Origin of the sequence: Streptomyces sp. NPDC057424 (assembly GCF_042803315.1) — a bacterium.
Classification (GTDB): domain Bacteria; phylum Actinomycetota; class Actinomycetes; order Streptomycetales; family Streptomycetaceae; genus Streptomyces.
The window spans coordinates 1-18,646 of the sequence record NZ_JBHVCP010000070.1; the positions used below are offsets into that span (position 1 = coordinate 1).

Annotated in this window: 5 protein-coding genes and 3 pseudogenes; 2 read left to right on the forward strand and 6 right to left on the reverse strand. The window is 70.5% G+C overall.

The window, feature by feature from the left end; genetic code table 11:
* Positions 1–113 precede the first annotated feature (113 nt).
* Positions 114–994: pseudogene (locus ACFU3E_RS33975) on the forward strand (IS5 family transposase).
* A 63-nt stretch (positions 995–1,057) separates the two neighbouring features.
* On the opposite strand, the gene ACFU3E_RS33980 reads toward ACFU3E_RS33975, so the two are convergent.
* The 4 genes from ACFU3E_RS33980 to ACFU3E_RS33995 form a co-directional block, all read right to left on the reverse strand.
* Entirely contained in the window at positions 1,058–1,399 is a 342-nt protein-coding gene (locus ACFU3E_RS33980) for a hypothetical protein (RefSeq protein ID WP_384167195.1), read from the reverse strand.
* A gap of 10 nt (positions 1,400–1,409) precedes the next feature.
* Positions 1,410–8,378 (reverse strand): polymorphic toxin-type HINT domain-containing protein, encoded by a 6,969-nt coding sequence (locus ACFU3E_RS33985; RefSeq protein WP_384167198.1) that lies wholly within the window; start codon positions 8,376–8,378, stop codon positions 1,410–1,412.
* A 130-nt stretch (positions 8,379–8,508) separates the two neighbouring features.
* Positions 8,509–12,144 (reverse strand): LamG domain-containing protein, encoded by a 3,636-nt coding sequence (locus ACFU3E_RS33990; protein WP_384167201.1) that lies wholly within the window; start codon positions 12,142–12,144, stop codon positions 8,509–8,511.
* 97 nt (positions 12,145–12,241) lie between these two features.
* Entirely contained in the window at positions 12,242–13,777 is a 1,536-nt protein-coding gene (locus ACFU3E_RS33995; protein WP_384167204.1) for a VCBS repeat-containing protein, read from the reverse strand.
* 219 nt (positions 13,778–13,996) lie between these two features.
* Here ACFU3E_RS33995 and ACFU3E_RS34000 point away from each other — a divergent pair.
* Positions 13,997–14,077, forward strand: a pseudogene (locus ACFU3E_RS34000) (N-acetyltransferase); the annotation flags it as partial.
* Here the strand turns inward: ACFU3E_RS34000 and ACFU3E_RS34005 are convergent.
* Both ACFU3E_RS34005 and ACFU3E_RS34010 read right to left on the reverse strand, forming a co-directional pair.
* Positions 14,077–14,198: pseudogene (locus ACFU3E_RS34005) on the reverse strand (nucleotide sugar dehydrogenase); the annotation flags it as partial. The pseudogenes ACFU3E_RS34000 and ACFU3E_RS34005 overlap by 1 nt on opposite strands.
* 166 nt (positions 14,199–14,364) lie before the next feature.
* The gene (locus tag ACFU3E_RS34010; protein ID WP_384167207.1) at positions 14,365–18,507 is read right to left on the reverse strand and encodes an Rne/Rng family ribonuclease; all 4,143 of its coding nucleotides are present in this window, start codon (positions 18,505–18,507) and stop codon (positions 14,365–14,367) included.
* Positions 18,508–18,646: the final 139 nt, after the last annotated feature.

An 18,646-nucleotide genomic window follows, 5' to 3' on the forward strand; every position in this document is an offset into this window, starting at 1 on the left:
GCACTCGGCGGCCACCCACCGATCAGCCGTGTGAACAACGCTTCAGGTCAATACACCTAGGTTCTGTCCGGCGGATCATGTGACTTTCCCACCGGTCGCTCGTTGGTTGGGTTATGAGTCGGGGGGATCGGACGAATCACGAGTGGTCGCTGCTGGAGCCGCATCTGCCTCCGCCGGGTGGCCGGGGCGGCCGGTGGAACGACCACCGCACCGTGATCAACGGGATCCTGTTCCGGATCCGGACCGGTGTCCCGTGACGTGACCTGCCGGAACGCTACGGGCCGTGGAAGACCGTCTATGAGCGGCATCGCCGCTGGTCGGCGGACGGCACCTGGGACCGGATCCTGCAGTCGGTCCAGGCCGACGCCGACCTCACGGGCCGGATCGACTGGTCGATGGTCGGCGTCGACTCGACGTCCTGCCGGGCCCATCAGCACGCGGCCGGCGCCCGCAAAGCCAAGCCGCGGGTCCCGAAAAAAGGACGACGCCTCGGCACCACCGCCCCGACGAGGGACTCGGACGGTCCCGGGGCGGCCTGACCTGCAAGATCCACCTCGCGGGCGAAGGCGGCTGCCGCCCCACGGCCCTTCTGATCACGCCTGGTCAGTGGGGCGACGCCCCGCAGATGGTCGAGGTCCTGGACCGGATCCGGGTCCCCAGGCCGCTGGGCGGACGGCCCCGAACCCGGCCCGACCACGTCAGCGGCGATAAGGCATACAGCTCCCGCCGAAACCGCCGCTACCTTCGAAGACGCCACATCCGGCACACGATCCCGGAACCGAGGGACCAACGGGCCAACCGGCGACGCAAAGGCAGAGAAGGCGGCAGGCCCTCCGGCTTCGACCGCGACCGCTACCGGCGCCGCAACGAAGTCGAGCGGACCATCAACCGGCTGAAGAACTCCCGCGCGGTCGCTACTCGTTACGACAAGCGGGCCTACGTCTTCCACGGCACCGTCACCGCCGCAGCGATCCGGCTCTGGCTTCGGCAGTGATCCGCCGGACAGAACCTAAGGCCCCGCCAAGGCATACCTGATGACGCTTTTGATTTGCTGTCGCTACCGAGGCAGCCGAGAGAGCATCTGCGCGAGCTCGTCAGGGAACTCTGACAAGTGCGGCTCGGCACAGTACCTCACGGTGCAGGCGGCAGAGAGCAACTCCATCTCCGAGTAATCTCCGCTTGACAGCATTCTCGCGGACATTCCCAAAGGAACCATGAAGTCCGACTGGGCGCCGTCCGATAGGGAATCGAGAAGATCGGAATCCTCTGAGAGGGCGAACTCCACGATTGATTTGAGGGCACCCTTCAGTTCGGAGATATCCACATTTTTGGAAATCTCAATTATGTCTTCATATTCGGCGAAACCGAAGCGATTCACTCGGAGGTGCTGCCTACTCACGTCATTTCCCTCAGTAGCTGATTCCCTGGTGATCCAGCCTAGGTTGGCAGACCAGTGAACACGGGCTGGCGGGGGTGCCGTGGGCGCCACCCGGCGGAGAATTCAATCCTCTCACCTTCACCACTTCAAACGTCCCTCCTCTGAGCCCACCGGCACCCTCGGCGGCCTCAGCCTGAATGAGGCACATCGTCTCTGCGCATCCCGCATGGTAACGGCCACCTTCCGGCGTGAACCGCCGAACAAGGGAGTCCACTTCCCCACCAGGAGTTGGAGTCAGATCATGCCCTGAATGACCGAAATAGGTTCGCCCTGACGGAGAGGTGTATTTCGCCGCAAAGAACGGACCGTCGACCTTGTTGAACCCCGGGCGCAGACTTTCTGCGTACTCCGCCAGCGATGTGTTGCAGTTGTGCACGAGAACCGGCGTAGCCCCCGCCAGCACATAGTACGCATGGATGTCCTGGACCGTCAGGTCATGCGTGCGCTGACGCTTTTCGTAGTGGCTGTTGGCCGTGACCTCGACCGTTTCGCCGGACGGGGTGCGCAGCTTCATGCCCGGCTTCAGGTCGCCGGCCTTGATCCACGCCTGTTCGGACTCCACCCAGAAGGGGTGGGTCGTCGTGGCGACCAGGGCCTGCGTCTTGCCCGAGGCCGTCTTCACCGTGAGGTCGGAGAAGTGCTTGTCGTCCTCGGTGACGATGGTGCCCGCCACCTCGCGGACCGTCGTCTTGCCGGTCTCGGGGTCGGTCGTGACGACCTTGTCCCCGAGCTTGACCTTCTCGATGGGCTTGGTGGTGCCGTCGGCCAGCAGGACCTTCGTGCCGGGGAGGAAGCTGTGGCACTCGGGTTCGGAGTTCTTGCTCTTCTTGCGGGCCGCCGCCGCTTTCTCCCTGGCGTCCTTCAGCTTGTCGGCGGCCTTGGACAGCCCGGATCTGGCCTTGCCCAGCGCCTTGTTCGCCTGGTACAGGTCCTTCGCGCCGCCGATCAGGTCCCCGACCAGGCCGGTCACCCGCTTGGCGAGCCTGGCGCCCTTGGCCCAGTTCCACGGTGCCCCGTACTTGGCGAGGATCTTGCCCGCCAGGCCGCCCGCGAAGCTGCCCGCGATGTTCAGCAGGGTCTCACCGCACGCGCCGACATCGCCGCTGGAGATGCAGTCCAGCGCCGCGTCCACGCCGAGGATGTCCCGGGCGATCTTGACCAGGGCCTTGCCCGCCGACTTGATGCGCTTCTTGGCCGTCGACTGCTGGCTCTTGGCCACCGTCACATTCCGGGCGGCCGTGTCGTAGTCCGACTGGGCCGTCTCGACCTCGGTCTTGGGGAAGTACGGCTTGCCGCCACGGCACTCGATCAGGCCGAGGTGACACTCCGGGATGATCAGACCGCTGGGATCCGCGTGCGTGACCGGGCTGTTGTTGGCGTAGGCATAGCCGTTGATCTGCTGCGGCTGGGTGTAGTCGATGATCGGGTCGACCGATATGAACTTGCCCAGCTGCGGGTCGTACTCCCGGGCGCCCAGATGGGTCAGGCCGGTCGAGGCGTCGATCGTGCCGCCTACATAGCCCTTCTCCCCCGGCCAGGTGCCGGTCTTCTCGCCGCGCTGCACGCCGTAGGGGTCGAAGCGGCGTTGCGAGATCGCGCCGGTCGCCGCGTCGATCGCCAGCTCGCCCGTACCGTGATGGTCGGACGCGACGAAGGACAGCTTGCCGCCGGTACGGACCGCCACCGTCTGGCCGGCGTACTCGTAGTAGCGGGTGGCCTCGGTCCTGGTGCCGTCGGCCGAGAGCCTCAGCTCGGTGCCGGGCAGGTAGACGGTCGTGCCGGAGGGATCCTTGCGCAGGACACGGTTGCCGGAGCCGTCGTACAGGTAGCTGGTCTTCGAGCCGTTCGCCTCGGTGACCTCACGCACCTTCCCGGTGTCGGTCCAGGCCAGCGACTGCGCGTCGCCGCCGATGGTGCGCTTGGTGGTGTTGCCCGCCTCGTCGTACTCGTACGTCGACTGACGGTCCCCCGTCGGGGTCTTCTCCACCACCTTGGTGACCTGGTGCGGTCCGTCGCCCAGAGCCCCCGCGCCGCCGTAATCGAAGCTGCGGGTGATGTTCTTCGCCGCGTCACGGCCGGTGTCGTGGACGGTCTCCGAGACCCGGTTGCCGATGGCGTCGGTCTCGTACGACTTCCAGTAAGGAGCCGGGCCGCCCAGCGCACTCGCCCCGGGGGACGAGGCGCAAGCCTGCGGGCCGCCCCCGTCCAGCGGCGCCACGGAGCCCCTGGTGCCGGAGCCCGCCGCGTTCGCCGCCGACGCCCCCGGAGTCCAGGCGTCCGCCAGCCGCTGCCGGCTGTCGTAGGCGAAGCACTGCACGTCCGGCGAGGCGGAGTCCGCCGTGTCCGCGATGGACAGGACGTTGCCGGCCTGGTCGTAGGAGTAGTTCGACTCCTTCGCCGGGGCCGTCGCGTCCTGAACGTCGACCACCGAGCGGGTGAGCCGGTCGGTGCCGGTCTCGTAGTCGAAGGTCTGCCAGACCTTCTTGCCGCTGCCCCCGTACAGCTCCAGCTGCTGGAGACGGCTGTTCTTGGAGTAGACGGTGTTGGTGACGTACGAGGTGCTGCCCGTCATCGTCTTCGGGCGCTGCAGGGCGTCGTACGTGTACGTCACGTTCTCCGCCGACAAGTCACCCATAGCGGGCAGACCAGTGGTCCGTACCGTTCCGTCCCGGTTGTAGGTCGTGCTGAAGACGTACGTGTCGGCGAGGTCGCCCTGGGAGGCGGGCACCTGGTACGCCGTCTTCAGCGGACGGTAGAACTCGTCCATCGACTGGACGGCCGAGGCGAAGTACTCCGTCGACGAGACGTAGCTCAGGAAGCCGTAGGCCTGGCCCAGCCAGCCGGGCCTGTCGTACCTGGTCTCGGTCAGCTTGGTGCCGGTGCCGGCGTCGCCCTGCCAGGTCGTCACGACGCGGCCGAGCTCGTCGTAGACCGTGGAGGTCTTCTTGTCGCGGCCGTCGTACGCGGCGACCGGCCGGTCCAGTGCGTCGTACTCCGTGCGGGACGTGCCCGCGTCGGGGTCGACCGACTTGGTCTTTCGGCCCAGCTGGTCGTACTCGTACCGCCACACGTTGCCCTTGGCGTCGGTGACCGTCTCCAGCTTGCCCGCGGGCGTGTAGGTGTACTTCGTCGCGTCGTACGGCACGTCGGCGCCCGGTGAGGAGCCCCGGTAGTGCCGGATCTCGGAGGTGTTGCCCTGGCCGTCGGTGACCGTCGTGGTGGGGACACCGCCGGTCGGCGGGTCGACGTGGGTCAGCTCGCCGTCGTACCTCGTGGTGGTGCGCCACTGCTCGGCGCCGCCGACCGCGAAGATCTCCGCGGTGGCCCGGCCCAGGCCGTCGTACTCCAGCAGGCTCTGCGCGCCGACCTCGCCGTTGCGCACCAGCAGCAGTTCGCCGGAGGCGTCGCCCGCCGCGTTGTACGTGGAGTTGGTCTTCTTGATGTTGCCGGTGCCGCCGTAGAACGTGTCGGCGACCATGCGGGTGCCGTCCGGGCCCTCGGTCTGGATCTGGCGGGGGCGGAGCAGGCTGTCGTAGAGCTGGTACTCGGAGCCGTAGGAGCCGTCGTTCTCGACCTTCTGCGTCCTGATCGAGGTGACCTTGTCCTTGCGGACGTTGTACGTGTACTTGATGCTCGGCGTCTGCGACGTCCTGCGGTCCGCCAGCCACACCGAAGTGAGTCGGCCGAGGGCGTCGTAGGCGAGGTCGGTGCGCTTGCCGTTGGGGTCGGTCTGGCCCTTCGACATGCCCCAGGCGGGGGCGTAGTCGGTGGTCGTGGTGTGGCCGAGGGCGTTGGTGACGACCGTCTTGGTCAGCAGGCCGTTGGTCTCGGTGTAGGCGGTCTTCGTCTCGTTCTGTTCGGCGTCCTTCTGGGTGAGCGGGCGGCCGTAGGAGTCGTAGGTCGTGGTGCCGGTGACCTGGTACGTCGGTGTGGTGCCGGTGTGCGAGACCAGACGCTCGGTCTTGGTCGCGTCACCCTTCGTGGGTGCCGCGCCGAACGCGCCGCCGTCGTAGGAGGTGCGTTCGTCCGCCAGGACCTGTGTGGCGCGATCCGGTGTCGCCGAGCAGCGGACAGAGACCGCCTCGCTGCGTGCGGGCAGCGTGAGGATGTTCTTCGCCGTGTTGTCCGCGTACGTGGTGCGGGTGCAGGAGTCGTCCTTGGGGGTGGAGACGTCGCCCTGGTCGTCGACGTTCAGGACGCGGCCGGTGCCGTTGGAGGTGTCGTACGTGGTCGTGGACTTCGTCTCGCGCCAGGTGCCGTCGGACTGGAGGTTGAAGCCGCGGCCGGTCCGGGTACGGACGATGACCGCGTGGGTGGTGCCCCAGTTCTCGGTCCGGGTGGCCGTGTAGTGCTTCCACGGGGTGTTGATCGTCTTGGAGATCAGCTTGCCGCCGTCGTAGGCGGCCGTCTCCAGCTCGTGGCCGGTGAACTCCTCGGCGTCGGTGTACGAGGCGCCGGTGGAGTCCTTCACCGTCACCGACCGGGTGCCGCCGGAGGAGTTCTTGTCGCCGTCCATGCCCTGCATGAACGTGTGGTCGACCCGGGTGGTCTGCTCGTCGGCGGTGCCGCTGGTGACGGTGACCTTGCCGTAGCCCTGCCAGCCGCCCCAGGTGAGGTACTTGGCGTCGGTGATGCCGTCCGGCTTCGCCTTGCGCCAGGCCGCGTCGCCCCGATAGTCGTAGCGGGTGACCATCTCGTCGCTGCCGCCGGTGCGGTCGGTCTCGACGACCGCCGCGACGACGTACTTGTGGAACCAGTCGGTGATCGGGTCGACGGAGCCCGGCGGGGCCCACTTCACCGGGTAGCAGCGCTTGGTCGACTCGCCCGGCTTGGGCAGCGTCGCCTTGGTGCAGTCGGTGGGCGCGTAGTCGACGTCGAGCTGGGCTCCGGTCTCGCTGAGGACCATCGAGAGCCGGTAGCGGTGGAAGGGCGCGATGTTGTCGCCGATGGCGTCGACGCGGTTGGCGAGCTGCTCGCCGAAGAGGTCGACGGTGGGCAGCTTCGCGTCGGTGCCGGCCCGGCCCTCGTGGGTGATCTTCGACAGCCACAGGGTCTTGGAGTCGTCGCCGTTGTCGGTGAACAGGTGCGTGAACTCCCAGGCGTCCACGTCCGTGTAGTTCGTGGCGTCCTCGCGCATCTGCGTGACGGCCGACGTCAGCCGCTTGGTGGTGAAGTAGGTCTGCACGGGCGAGGTGCACTTGGTGCCGGCCTTGCACTCCTGGTCGACCGGGACGTCCGGCCAGTGGGAGGCGTTGGCCTTGGTGCGTTTGCTCGCCGCGCAGTCGAAGCCGGCCGTGGGCAGGCAGCGTTCGGCGGTGTTGAAGACCACCCGGGCCGGGGCCTTCGCGGCGTAGACCTCGCCGTCCCGCTGACCGTAGTCGATGCGCTTGAGGTGGCCGCCGCGGTGGTAGGCCGTGCCGTTGACGTCCGTCTTCCCGTTCAGCGCGTAGTGGTTGGTCTCGCGCTCGTAGTAGTAGGACATCACGTTGCCGTGGGTGTCCTTGACGTAGTCGAGGCTCCACCGCCAGGCCTGCTTGCAGTGGGCGCTGCTGAAGGTGGCGTTGTGGCAGGGCTCACCGGAGTCGTCGCCGAAGACGGGAGCCGTCCAGACGGAGTCGGTCTCCTCGTCACCGGTGGCCCAGCCGGGCAGGCGGTTGCGCCCGAAGTGGTACTCGGTGCCCTCCGGGGTGGTGATGCGCCAGTGCTCGCCGTTGTTGTCGCCGTTGGTGGCGCCGGTCAGCCGCTCGACCTTGGTGCCGTCGTCGCCGGACATGTGCCACTTGCCGGTGGTGTCGTCCTTGACCAGTTCGCCGGCGTTGCCGTTGAGCATGATCGTGGCGTTGTCGTACGCCCAGCACTGCTCACCGGAGTTGCTGTGGCCATCGTCGGCACAGGGCTTGTAGCGGCGCTCGATGTAGCCGGGGTCGTAGGAGAAGCCCTCGCCGAGCCAGGATCCCTGGTTGTTGGTGACCGAGGTACGGCCGTCCGCCGACTGCGAGGAGTAGCCGAGGCCCACGGTGGGGACGAGTCCGCCCGGGGTGGGCACGGTGCGCAGCGGGTAGTTCCAGGTGAAAGCGCCGGAGGAGGTGGCGACGCTCCAACTGGCCGAGGGGGAGAGGGCCGTCGCCTTGTACGTGCCCTGGGCACTCGACGGACCCGCCGCCACCGCGACCAGCGAGGTCGCGTCGGTCGCCATGGTGGAGACGCCCTCGGCGGGGGCCGGGGCGGCGGTCACGTCCGCGGCGAGGGTGCCGGACTCCACATCGTTGACCGTGGGCAGTTCCCTGGGCTGCTGCGGGCAGTCCTTGCTGCCGGGGGTGGCGACGGTGGCGCAGGACGGGAGCTGAACCAGGCGCAGGCGGGAGGCGTAGGAGCCGCCGTACCCCTCGGCGAACTCCGAGTAGTCGACGGAAAGGCGGACCTTGGCCGCCTTCTCGCCGCCGTCGGCCCGCTCGACGCCGAGCAGAACGCCGGCACCGAGCCGCGCGGCCCGCTTGGGGTCGAGGACTTCGACGCGTACCTTGCCCGGTGTCTCGGCGGCCTGCGAATCGGGGGCCTGCTGCTTGTCGGTGGCGTTGGCGCCGGCGCTGGTCTTGGCACCGGTCTTGGTCTTGCTGCCGGCAGCAGCCCCGGTCTGGGGCTTGAGGACCTTGACGGGCAGGCCACCCGCCTCGGCGGTGGTGCCTGTCTTCACCTCGGTGCCGCCCTGTCCGGGCCACACCGCCTTGTCCAGCCCCTCGACGGCGGCCTTACGGGCCGGGTCGGAGGGGCGGGGCTTCGCTTTCGCGTCGGACCCCTTGGCGGGGTCGCCGTCGTCCTGGACGCCGGGCCGGCTGGTGCGGCCCCGGTCGCCGTCGTCGAGCGCCACTGCCTGGACCGACGAGGCGGACAGTGCGAGCGAAAGCCCGATCACCGTCGCGACGACCGTCTGTCTGGGCATGCGGCTGCTCAGTGAGCGGCCACGGAAGAGCATGGGCAAAAACTCCCTGGTCGAAGGAGAATGTCATGAGATGGAAAGGGCGGGTGTGCCGGGCCTAGTCAGACGCGGCACACCCGGACGTGACTGCTCGTCACATATCTGGTTCAGCCGTCAGCCCGGACATCTTCTGTACTGCGACCGGATCAGCCGCCCCGCCATAGACCCGCACCTCGTCGATCGCCCCGGCGAAGTACTCGCTCGCCCCGCGCAGTGAACGGCCGATCTGCAGACCGCCGGTGGCGGACCACAGGGTGTCGTCCGTGCCGTGGGCGCCGGCGACGAGCTGGCCCTCGACGTACAGCCGGATCGAGTTGGCGAAGGCGTCGTAGACGACCGCCAGGTGCTGGCCGGAGCCGCCTGTATCGGGCAGTTCCTCTTCGTTGGTGAAGGTGACGACCTCGGCGGTGGCCCTGTCGGTCTCGGCGACCGCCAACTCCCACTGGCCGGTGGCCGCCTGGTAGCGGACCTGGACACGGTTGGCGTTCGCGCCCGGCAGGGACAGCACCGTCTGGGACTTCTCCGGGTCCAGCGAGGTGAGCTGTGCCCGGGCCGTCACGGTGAAGCTGCTGTTGCCGAGGACGGGCGCGGTGGCGGTGGAGGCGTAGTCCCCGTCGCCGTCCAGGACCAGGTGGCCGTCACCGACCAGGGCGGCGATGTCGAACAGCGGATCGGCCGGACGGTAGACGGCGGCGTTGCCCGCCAGGGTCAGCGCCTGCCCGCCGCCGGTCTCGGCTGAGGAACCACCGGCGGCGTCGTCGAGCTGCCAGTAGCCCCTGCGGTCCGGCTTGACGGTCATCAGCTCGGCGACCTGTTCCGCCGGCAGGACGCGGTCGAAGACGCGGACCTCGGCGAGGTCACCCGTGAAGTGGTCGCGGTAGCCGCTCTTGGCCGTGGCCCGGCCGATCTGCAACGGTCCGTACGACTTCCAGGTGGACCGGCGCGAGGCGGATCCCTTCAGGTCCTTGTTGATGTAGAGCTGGAGCTGTGGGCCTCCGCTCTTCTGCGCGTCGTACACGCCGGTCAGCAGCACCCACTGGTCCTTGACCACGGACACTCCGGTGGAGACGGCCTTCCACTCACCGAGCGAGTCCACGTCGTTGACCGGGACGGCGAACTTCCACGTCCTGGCGGACGCGTCATAGCCGAGGGTGAAGCCGGGCTCGCCGGTGCCGTCCTGGCTGACGACGACCATGTCGCGGTCCAGCGCGGTGGGCCGCACCCAGGCGCTCACGCTGAAGTTCCTGGCGGTGTCGAGCACGGTCTCGCTCGCGTCGAGATGGGCCTCCGCGCTGCCGTCGAAGCGGGCCGCGGCGTCGGCCTTCCCGCCCGGGCCCTCCACGCCGAACGTGACGGCGCTGCCCGCCGTCGCCGAGTACTGGCCGCTCTCGTCGTGGGCTGCCGCGCTGCCCGCCGGGTCGGCGAGGTTCCACTGGCCGACGACCGGTTTGCCCTCGGTCACCAGGAACTCGTAGTGGGCCTTGGCGCTTCCGTGCCCGGCCTTGTCCACCGCGATCACGTCGACCCAGTGCCGTCCGGGGCGGGCCGGCGCCCACTCCACGGAGACGGAGCCGCCCGCCTTGGACGGGGTGGCGGTGGTCGCCGGAGAGGCGTCGCTGTCGAAGGCGTACCGGTACTTGACGACGTCGGTGTCCGGGATGGAGTCGTTCGGGTTGGGAGCGAAGGTGAAGGTGCCGTAGGTGCCCACACCGTCGTGGGGGACGGTGTCGGACGGGTACTGCTTGGACAGCACGTTCGGTTTGCCGGGCCAGCTCTCGTCGTAGACGAACTCGCAGCGCTGCGGGTCGCCCTCCCAGCTCCACGGGCCCCAGCCGTCACCGTCGTAGGCCCGCACGCTCCAGTAGATGGGGGTGTTCTCCGGGATCGACGACCTGACGGTGTGGGTGAACCTCGTTTTGCTCGTCGGGGAGAGCCAGTTCGGGGTGGTGTACGTGTACGAGCCCGGGTCGCTGCCCTCCCACTCCACCTTGAACTGGACCTTCACCTTGTCGGTCCGGCCGTTGCCGTGGTCCGGGTCGCTCGCGATGGCCTGCAGCTTCGGCGGAACGTCGGTGTACTCGCGGCCCGAGCCCCAGGTGCACAGGCCACCGGGGTCGGTGAACATGGCGGACGTCTTGATCTGCCGCGGCAGGTTGTTGTACTTGATCGACAGATAGGCGTTGCCGCAGATCCGCTTCCACCCCGCGAAGCGGGACTCGTCGGCCGCCCGCAGCCCCAGCGACATCGAGCTCCAGCTGTCGGCTGCGGCCGTCTTGATCTCGCTGGTCAGCTCGCCGCCCTCGAAGTGCAGGTTGGCCTGGCTGGAGCAGGAGGTCGGGGAGATGGCCTTGTCGACGGTCTGGAGGTGGTCGTCCCAGTCGTCCTTGGTGCTGGACCAGTCGCTGGCGGAGGTGATCTTGTAGTTCTTGCCGCCGATGCGGTAGAGCCGGATGGGCTCTGCGGTCGGCGTGGCGCTGTAGATGTGCGCCACCCGGGCGGAGAAGGTCGCGCCGAGGATCTGCTTTCCCCTGTAGAAGGACAGCGGCATCGTGAACAGCACGCGGCGGACGCCGACGCCGTTGCAGGAGACCGGGTTGTAGTCGGTGGGGCACTTGCCGACGCCCGCGCTGCCGGAGTACTTCCAGTCCTGCTCGCCGGGGATCCCCGACATGACGCCGGTCCAGGCGGTACGCGAGGTGGTGCGCTGGATCGGGTCGATGACGACAGGGAAGACGGTGTCCTCGCCCTTGAGAAGCTTCTGGTCGGGGATGAGGCTCAGCTTGTCCTCGGTCACCTCGACGTCCAGCGGTGCCGTGCGCCCGCCGCCGCCCGGGCCTTCCAGGGCGGCGTCGGGTGTCTGCTGGGCCTCAGGGCCTGCGGTGGCGGGCGCATCCGCGGCCGCCGCCTTCAACGCCTGCGTGACGGCCTTGGGGCCCTGGCTCTTGGCGGCGGTCTCCTCGACGGCGGCCGAGTCCCACATGGTGGGCTTGCCGGCCTCGAAGACGGTGCCGCCCACCGCGGCGTCCTCGGCGAGGATCGCCCCGGAGGCGGCCTCCTTCATCCTCAGGCCGTCGGTCGTCATGTCCAGGTCCACCCTGGCCAGCCTGGGATCGGCGGCCGCCTCGGGGGTTTTGACGACGAGCAGATGGCCGAACCCGTCGACCTCGGCCCGGACCGTGAGGTCGACGCCGGGCAGGGCGTCGGCGTAGGTGGCGGTGTCGCCGTCGACCTGCGGCGCGGGCAGCTTCCCGTACGGCCACGCCAGCGCGAACTCACGCCCGGCCCGCCGCATGGTGACGAACGGCTTGCCCGCCTGCCCGGACGAGAAGCTCAGGTCCACGGTGGCGGCCTTCGGTCCCCAGTTGCCGTCGGGCCGCTTCACCAGTGTCTCGTCGATGGCGACCCACTTGCCGTCCCGGACCGTACGGACCGGCTCGGTGTATTCGCGGGCAGTGAAGGTGCCGTCGGGCTCGGCGAAGATCTCCCTGCGCTCGGTGCGCAGTCCGACGACCTCTGTCTTGGTGCCGCTCTCCTGGGCGGCGGCCATGGCCTGCTGCTCGGTCCGCATGGGCTGGTCGGCGGCGGCCGGCGTCTGGTCCCGCGCCGCTGCGTCACCACTGCCCGGCAGGACTGCCAGGCCGCCGGCCACCACCGCGCCGGCAACGGCCGCCGCGACGGCGGCGCGCAGCCCGATGCCCCGCCGTATCGGTCTGTGTCTGTCTGCGGACACGCGTCCACTCCCCCAGTCGGTTCAGGTGTGTCTCGGGTTCGCAGTAGGCCGGAACGCCCGGTCCTGCCGACTGCCCCGCGTGGTAGTTGACGCCCCGTCAGCGGACGGTGGTGCCGAAGGCGACGCCGGTCGCCGGGATTCCGCCCTCACCGGGCCTGAACGTCTCGGTGGGCGCGCCACCGGAGGTCACGTTCCATGGGAAGCCGTAAACCGCCCGTCCTTCTGCCGGGCCGTAGGGAACGCCCACGTACAGCAGCGAGGGCGTGGCGCTCAGAGAGATGCCTGCGAGCATGCGCGGCGCGGCCGCGGACGGGATGCCGTAGCCGGGGTCGATCCACTGGTCCAAGGCGCCGGGGGCCCCGACCAGCGGGACGATCTGGACGCCGCCCTTGTCGGGGTTGTCCTCGGACCACTCCTCGCCGGGCACGCCGATCGCGGCCTTGGTGGTCGCACCCGTGGAGGCGGTGTTCGGGGAGGTGTTGACGGCGGCGAGCCGCTGGCCGAAGAAGTCGCCGGCCTCCGCCTGCTCATGCACGTCCGCGGTGTTCTGGTCGATCCAGGCAGTGTCCGTGAACGTGCCGTTCGCCGCGAGCTTGAAGACCTGGACGGCGCCCGCGTCGACGGTCGTCGACAGGTCCTCGCCGGGGACGCCGACCAGGAGCAGCGACTCGGTGGTGGAGGTGGCCCCGGAGGCACGGTAGGGGACCATGGCGAGCGCGGTGCCGAACTGGTCGCCGACTTCCTCGGCGCCTCTGATTTCGTCCTGGTCCTGGCCCAGTCCGCCCAGCGGCTTGGGATAACCGGAGGTGAGCGTGTGGTTGAAGTAGGCCACACCGCCCGCGAAGGTCGTGGTGTCGAGCGCCTCGCCCGGCGTGCCGACCGCGAAGTGGGTCGGGGTCGCGGCGAGCGCGGAGCCGAAGCGGTCGTCCCGCTCCGCCACGCCGGCCACGGCACCGGCGGCGTCGGCGTCCTGGCTGACGAAGACGACCGACTGTGCGGTGCCGCTCACGTAGTAGAAGGCGCCGGCGTCCTCGACAGTGCCGACCGACTCACCGGGGCTGCCGATCAGCAGGAACGGTTTGCCGCCCGAGGTCTTTCCGGCCTCGACCGCGTAGCCGACCCAGTCCTCGGCTTCCGGGCCGCCGCCCAGCGGCTTGTCGCTGCCCTGCAAGAACTGCTTCACGGCCCTGCTGCCCGCGCCGAGACCGGCCGTGGCGCCGTAGATCACCTGTACGAGTCCGGCGTCGGGCGTGGTGTCGAGGTCCTCGTACGGCGAGCCGATCACCAGGTCGCTGCACCCGTCGAGGTCGGCATCGTAGACGGCCAGCGAGTGGCCGAACCGGTCCCCTGCCTCGGGCGCGCCCGGTATGCCGCCCGTGCCCTGCGAGAGGGTGACAGTGCCCTTGCCGCCGCCGTAGACGACGTGTACCACGCCCGCCTTCGCGGCGCCGTCCACCGTTGCCTCCGGGTCGGCGATCGCCGTGTCCCGCAGGCCGTCCCCGTTGAAGTCCGATTCCGTCCCCGAGGGGCATGCTACGGCGGCCGCGGCCGGCGTGCCGCCGGTTCCGACCCCCCAGGCCAGCAGTGCCCCGGCCAGAACGGCGACGACGCTACGCCGCCCTGCTTCCCCCACTCTTCGCACAACTTCCCCGTAGATAAAGAGAGTTTAAAAGTCCCTTGGATCTTTTCGTCACTTGAAGTGCACACGCAATCCCCGAATCACCCATACCCCGCATGACATGAGTCACAGATGGCGCAGGCGTCACCCTCCGCGCACACGCATCCCGGCCTCACGGCGGAAGACGTCTCCTTATGCTCGCGAGGCGAAGCGGAGACAGCGGAAGGCGGCAAAGTGAGCCAGCCCAGCACCCAGGTCGACGAGACCGCCGAGATCGGTGCCGAAAGCAGCGTTTGGGACCTGGCGCAGGTCCGGACGCCGCGGTGCGTGGTCTCGGCGAGCTTGGCGAGCTCCGAGGCCTCCGCCGTGCCCAGGTCCCAGACGCCGTTCGGCCGGGGCAGTCGTCCCGGGTGTCGAAGTCGAGGACCTGCTCGTTACTACAGGGATGTCGGCTCGGCACTGAGTCGATCGCAAGCGATACACGCGGTGAACGAAGACCGGGCGGGCAGGTAAGGATCCAACGGCACGCCACCACCACGCAAAAACGTGATCCGCCCCCGGTCACGCCGGGGGCGGATCACGTTCCGCGTCCGGAAGAGGCGTCAGACCTCGTCGGCAGCGGCAGAGACGGATGACCGAGTCTGCTCTGCCGCCACGGTCTTCTTCGACGCGGTCTTCTTGGCGGCGGTCTTGGTGGTCTTCGCCGCCTTCTTGGCCGTCGTCTTCTTGGCGGCTGTCTTCTTGGCCGCCGTCTTCTTGGTGGTGGCGGCCTTCTTCGCCGTGGCCTTCTTGGCCGTCTTGCGGGCCGCCTTCTTGGCGGGGGCCGACTCCTCGGGGGCCTCCTCCGCGGCGGCGCCGCCGGACGCGGGCGCTGCCGGGGTCCCCTCGGACGCGGCCTCCTCGGACCCGGCCGACGGGACGACCACGACGGCCGTCTCCTCGGACGCCGTGGACACCGTGGGCTTGCGCACGGCACGGCGCCGCGGACGGGCCGGGGCGGCGCTCCCGGCGGGCGCCTCGGCCGGCTCGACGACGGCCTCGGGCTGTCCGGCCTGCTCGGGCGCCTCCGCGGCCTCGGACACCGCGGGTGCGGTCTCGGCGACCGTCACCACGTTCGCCTCGGCCCCCGCCGGAGAACCGGCCGGGGCGGACACCTTGCGGGTGGCCCGGCGACGGGTACGGCCCTTGGGCGCGGCCTCCTCGGCGGGAGCGGACGGCGCGGCCTCGACCACCGGGTCCTCCATGGCCATCGGCTCGGCCTGCGCCTCGGCGGCCGGCTCCGGCTGCACCGGACGGGCGACCTCCTGCTCGGCGGTCACGTCCTGCGCCGTCGGCACCTCGGCCTCGGCCTGCCCGGCCCTGCCCCTGCCGCGCCGGGTCGTGCCCTGCTCGGCCTTCGGCTCCGCCGTCTCCGCCCGCGGAGAGCCCGCCGGGGCCGACGCCCTCCGGCTCGCCCGGCGCCGCGACCGGCCACGGCCGGCCGCGGCCTCCGCCTCGGCGGCGCTGCTGTACAGCTCCTCGTCGGGCTCGAAGGCCGGCTCGGGCAGCGCGATCGGCTCGGCGGCCTCGGCTCCGACCTCCGCCTCGGTCTCCGCCTCCTGCTCGGCGGTCTCGACGGCGGCCTCGTGGACGTGCGGCTGCTCGGCGGCACCGGCCCGCGCGCGCTTCTTGCGCTTGCCGCCGCCACCGGGGGCCGCCGGCTGCTCCATGTGCACGATGACACCGCGCCCGTTGCAGTGGACACAGGTCTCGGAGAAGGACTCCAGCAGGCCCTGCCCGACCCGCTTGCGGGTCATCTGCACAAGCCCCAGCGAGGTCACCTCCGCGACCTGGTGCTTCGTACGGTCCCGGCCCAGGCACTCCAGCAGGCGCCGCAGCACCAGGTCCCGGTTGGACTCCAGCACCATGTCGATGAAGTCGATGACGATGATGCCGCCGAGGTCGCGCAGCCGCAGCTGACGCACGATCTCCTCGGCCGCCTCCAGGTTGTTCCTGGTGACGGTCTCCTCGAGGTTGCCGCCCTGACCGGTGAACTTGCCGGTGTTGACGTCGACGACGACCATCGCCTCGGTCCGGTCGATCACCAGCGAACCGCCGCTGGGCAGCCACACCTTGCGGTCGAGGGCCTTGGCGAGCTGCTCGTCGATCCGGTACGTGGCGAAGACGTCGACCTCGGAGGTCCACTTCGACAGCCGCTCGGCGAGGTCCGGCGCGACGTGCGAGACGTACCCGTGGATCGTCGACCACGCCTCGTCGCCGCTGACGACGACCTTGGAGAAGTCCTCGTTGAAGATGTCGCGCACGACCCGGACGGTCATGTCCGGCTCGCCGTACAGCAGCGACGGCGCATTCGAGCTGCCACCGCTCTTGGCCTTCTTCTGGATGTCCTCCCACTGCTGCTGCAGCCGCTCGACGTCCCGGCGCAGCTCGTCCTCGCTCGCGCCCTCGGCCGCGGTGCGCACGATGACGCCCGCGTCCTCGGGGACGATCTTCTTGAGGATGGTCTTCAGCCGGGCCCGCTCGGTGTCGGGCAGCTTGCGGCTGATGCCGGTCATGGAGCCCTCGGGCACGTACACGAGGTAGCGGCCCGGCAGGGAGACCTGGCTGGTCAGGCGGGCGCCCTTGTGACCGATCGGGTCCTTCGTCACCTGGACCAGCACGGACTGGCCGGACTTCAGGGCGGACTCGATGCGCCGCGGCCCGTTGGCCATGCCCAGCGCCTCGAAGTTGACCTCACCGGCGTACAGGACGGCGTTGCGGCCCTTGCCGATGTCGATGAAGGCGGCCTCCATCGACGGCAGCACGTTCTGCACCTTGCCGAGGTAGACGTTGCCGACGTACGAGGTCGACTGCTCCTTGTTGACGTAGTGCTCGACGAGCACGTTGTCCTCGAGGACGCCGATCTGCGTACGGTCGCCGTGCTGGCGGACGACCATCACGCGCTCGACGGCCTCGCGGCGGGCCAGGAACTCGGCCTCGGTGATGATCGGGACCCGCCGGCGGCCCTGCTCGCGGCCTTCGCGGCGGCGCTGCTTCTTGGCCTCCAGACGGGTCGAGCCCTTGATGGACTGCACCTCGTCGGACGGCTCCGTCTTGGGGCGGGGCTCGCGGACCTTGACGACCGTGCGCTCCGGGTCGTCGTCGGAGGACTCGGCCTCGGTCCCGGAGTCACCGGCACGACGACGGCGGCGACGACGGCGACGGCTGCTGCTGGAGCCGCCTCCACCGGACTCGTCGCGGTCGGCGGCGTCCTCGGAGTCCTCGTCGTCCTCCTCGGCGGTGTCCTCGGCGTCCTGCGCCGCGGTCCGCTCGGACTCGGCGTCCGAGGCCTCACCGCCCTCGCCGTCGGAGTCGGCGGACTCGCCACGCCGGCGGCGACGGCCGCCCCGGCGACGGCGGCGGCGCGAGCCGCTGCCGTCGGACTCCTCCTGGTCGTCGCCGTCGGCCTGGTCCTCGGCGGACTCGTCGGCCTCCTCCGCCTCGTCGGCTGCGGTGTCGGCGGCGGCGTCGGTCTCGGGGGCCTGGGCCTCGGGCTCCTCACCCGCTCCCCGGCGGCGGCGCCGGCGACGCGACCCGCCGCTCTGCTCCTCGCGCTGGGCCTCGGCCGGCGTGGGCTCCTCGGCCTCCTTGGGCTCCACGGCCCCGGCCGACTCGGCGGCGGCAGCGGCAGCGGCCCGTTCCGGCGTCTGGAACTGGGGCTCGGTGAAGACGGGCGCCTGGAACAGCGCGACGGCGGGCCGCGCCGGACGCGACGGCGACTCGCCCTCGCTGCCGGCCGCGCCCGCGGCCGCACGAGCGGAGGACTTCGAGGCCCTCGTGCCCTTGGCGGGCTGGGCAGGCTCGGCGAAGCCGCCCGCCGCCCTGCGCACGACCCGGCGGCGGCGACGCGGACCGGCGTCCTCGGCCGGCTCGGCGGCGGTGGCTTCCGTGGTTTCGGCGGGGGCCTCGGCCGCGCGGGCGGGCTCGGCGGCAGGGTTCTCGGTCACAGGTGCCTTCGCCTCCTCGGCGTTCCCCTCCACCGCGTCCGCGGCGGAAGGCGCCCCGGCAGGCGCGGACGCCCGCCGCGAGGCACGCCGGCGAGTCCGACGCGGAGCAGCCTCTTCAGCGGCCTCGGCACCTTCGGCGGCGCCGTCGGCCACGACCGCCGGCTCCGCGCCGTCGGCCTCGGCCGGTGCCGCGACCGTGTCGGCCGCCTCCGCCGGAGCGGCGGCGGGCGAGGTCACCGTGCGCGTGGCACGGCGCCTGGTGCGCTTGGGAGCGGCGTCCTCGGTCGATTCCGCGGACGCGGCGGGTGCGGCGGCCTCGGTCGATTCCGCGGACGCGGCGGGTGCGGCGGGTGCGGCGGCCTCGGCCGACTCGGAGACGGCGGGAGAACCGGCGGTCACCGTGACGACGGCCTCGGCGGCCTCAGCGGCCTCCGGAGCGCCGACGGGCGCGGCAGCACGGCGCACGGCGCGACGCCGCTTGCGCCCGGCGGGCGCGGCGTCCTCGTCGCTCTCCACGGCCTCGGCAGCCTTGCCGGCCACGGCACCCTCGGCCTCGTCGGCCGCTACGGCGTCGGCCGCGAGCTCCTCGGCATCGGCGGCCGGTACGGCCGGCGCGACGGTCTCCACCGGCGCGTCGGAGGAGGCACCGGTGGGCGGACCCGCCGGGCGGGACGCGGCACGGCGCCGCCGGCGGGGCGGCAGGGTGTCGCTGGGAGTGTTCTGTTCGGAACCCTCTGTGGGTTCGGTCGGTTCGAGCATGCGGGCTTATCTCCCGTCAGGCTCCCGGGCGCCGCGCCTGGTCCGGCGATGCCGGTGACGTCCGCGGCGCGCGCTGTGCGCGTTCGCCGCCGTCCGGGGCGCGGGCGCCGCACGGGAGCTCTCTGTGTCCTGTCTCGCC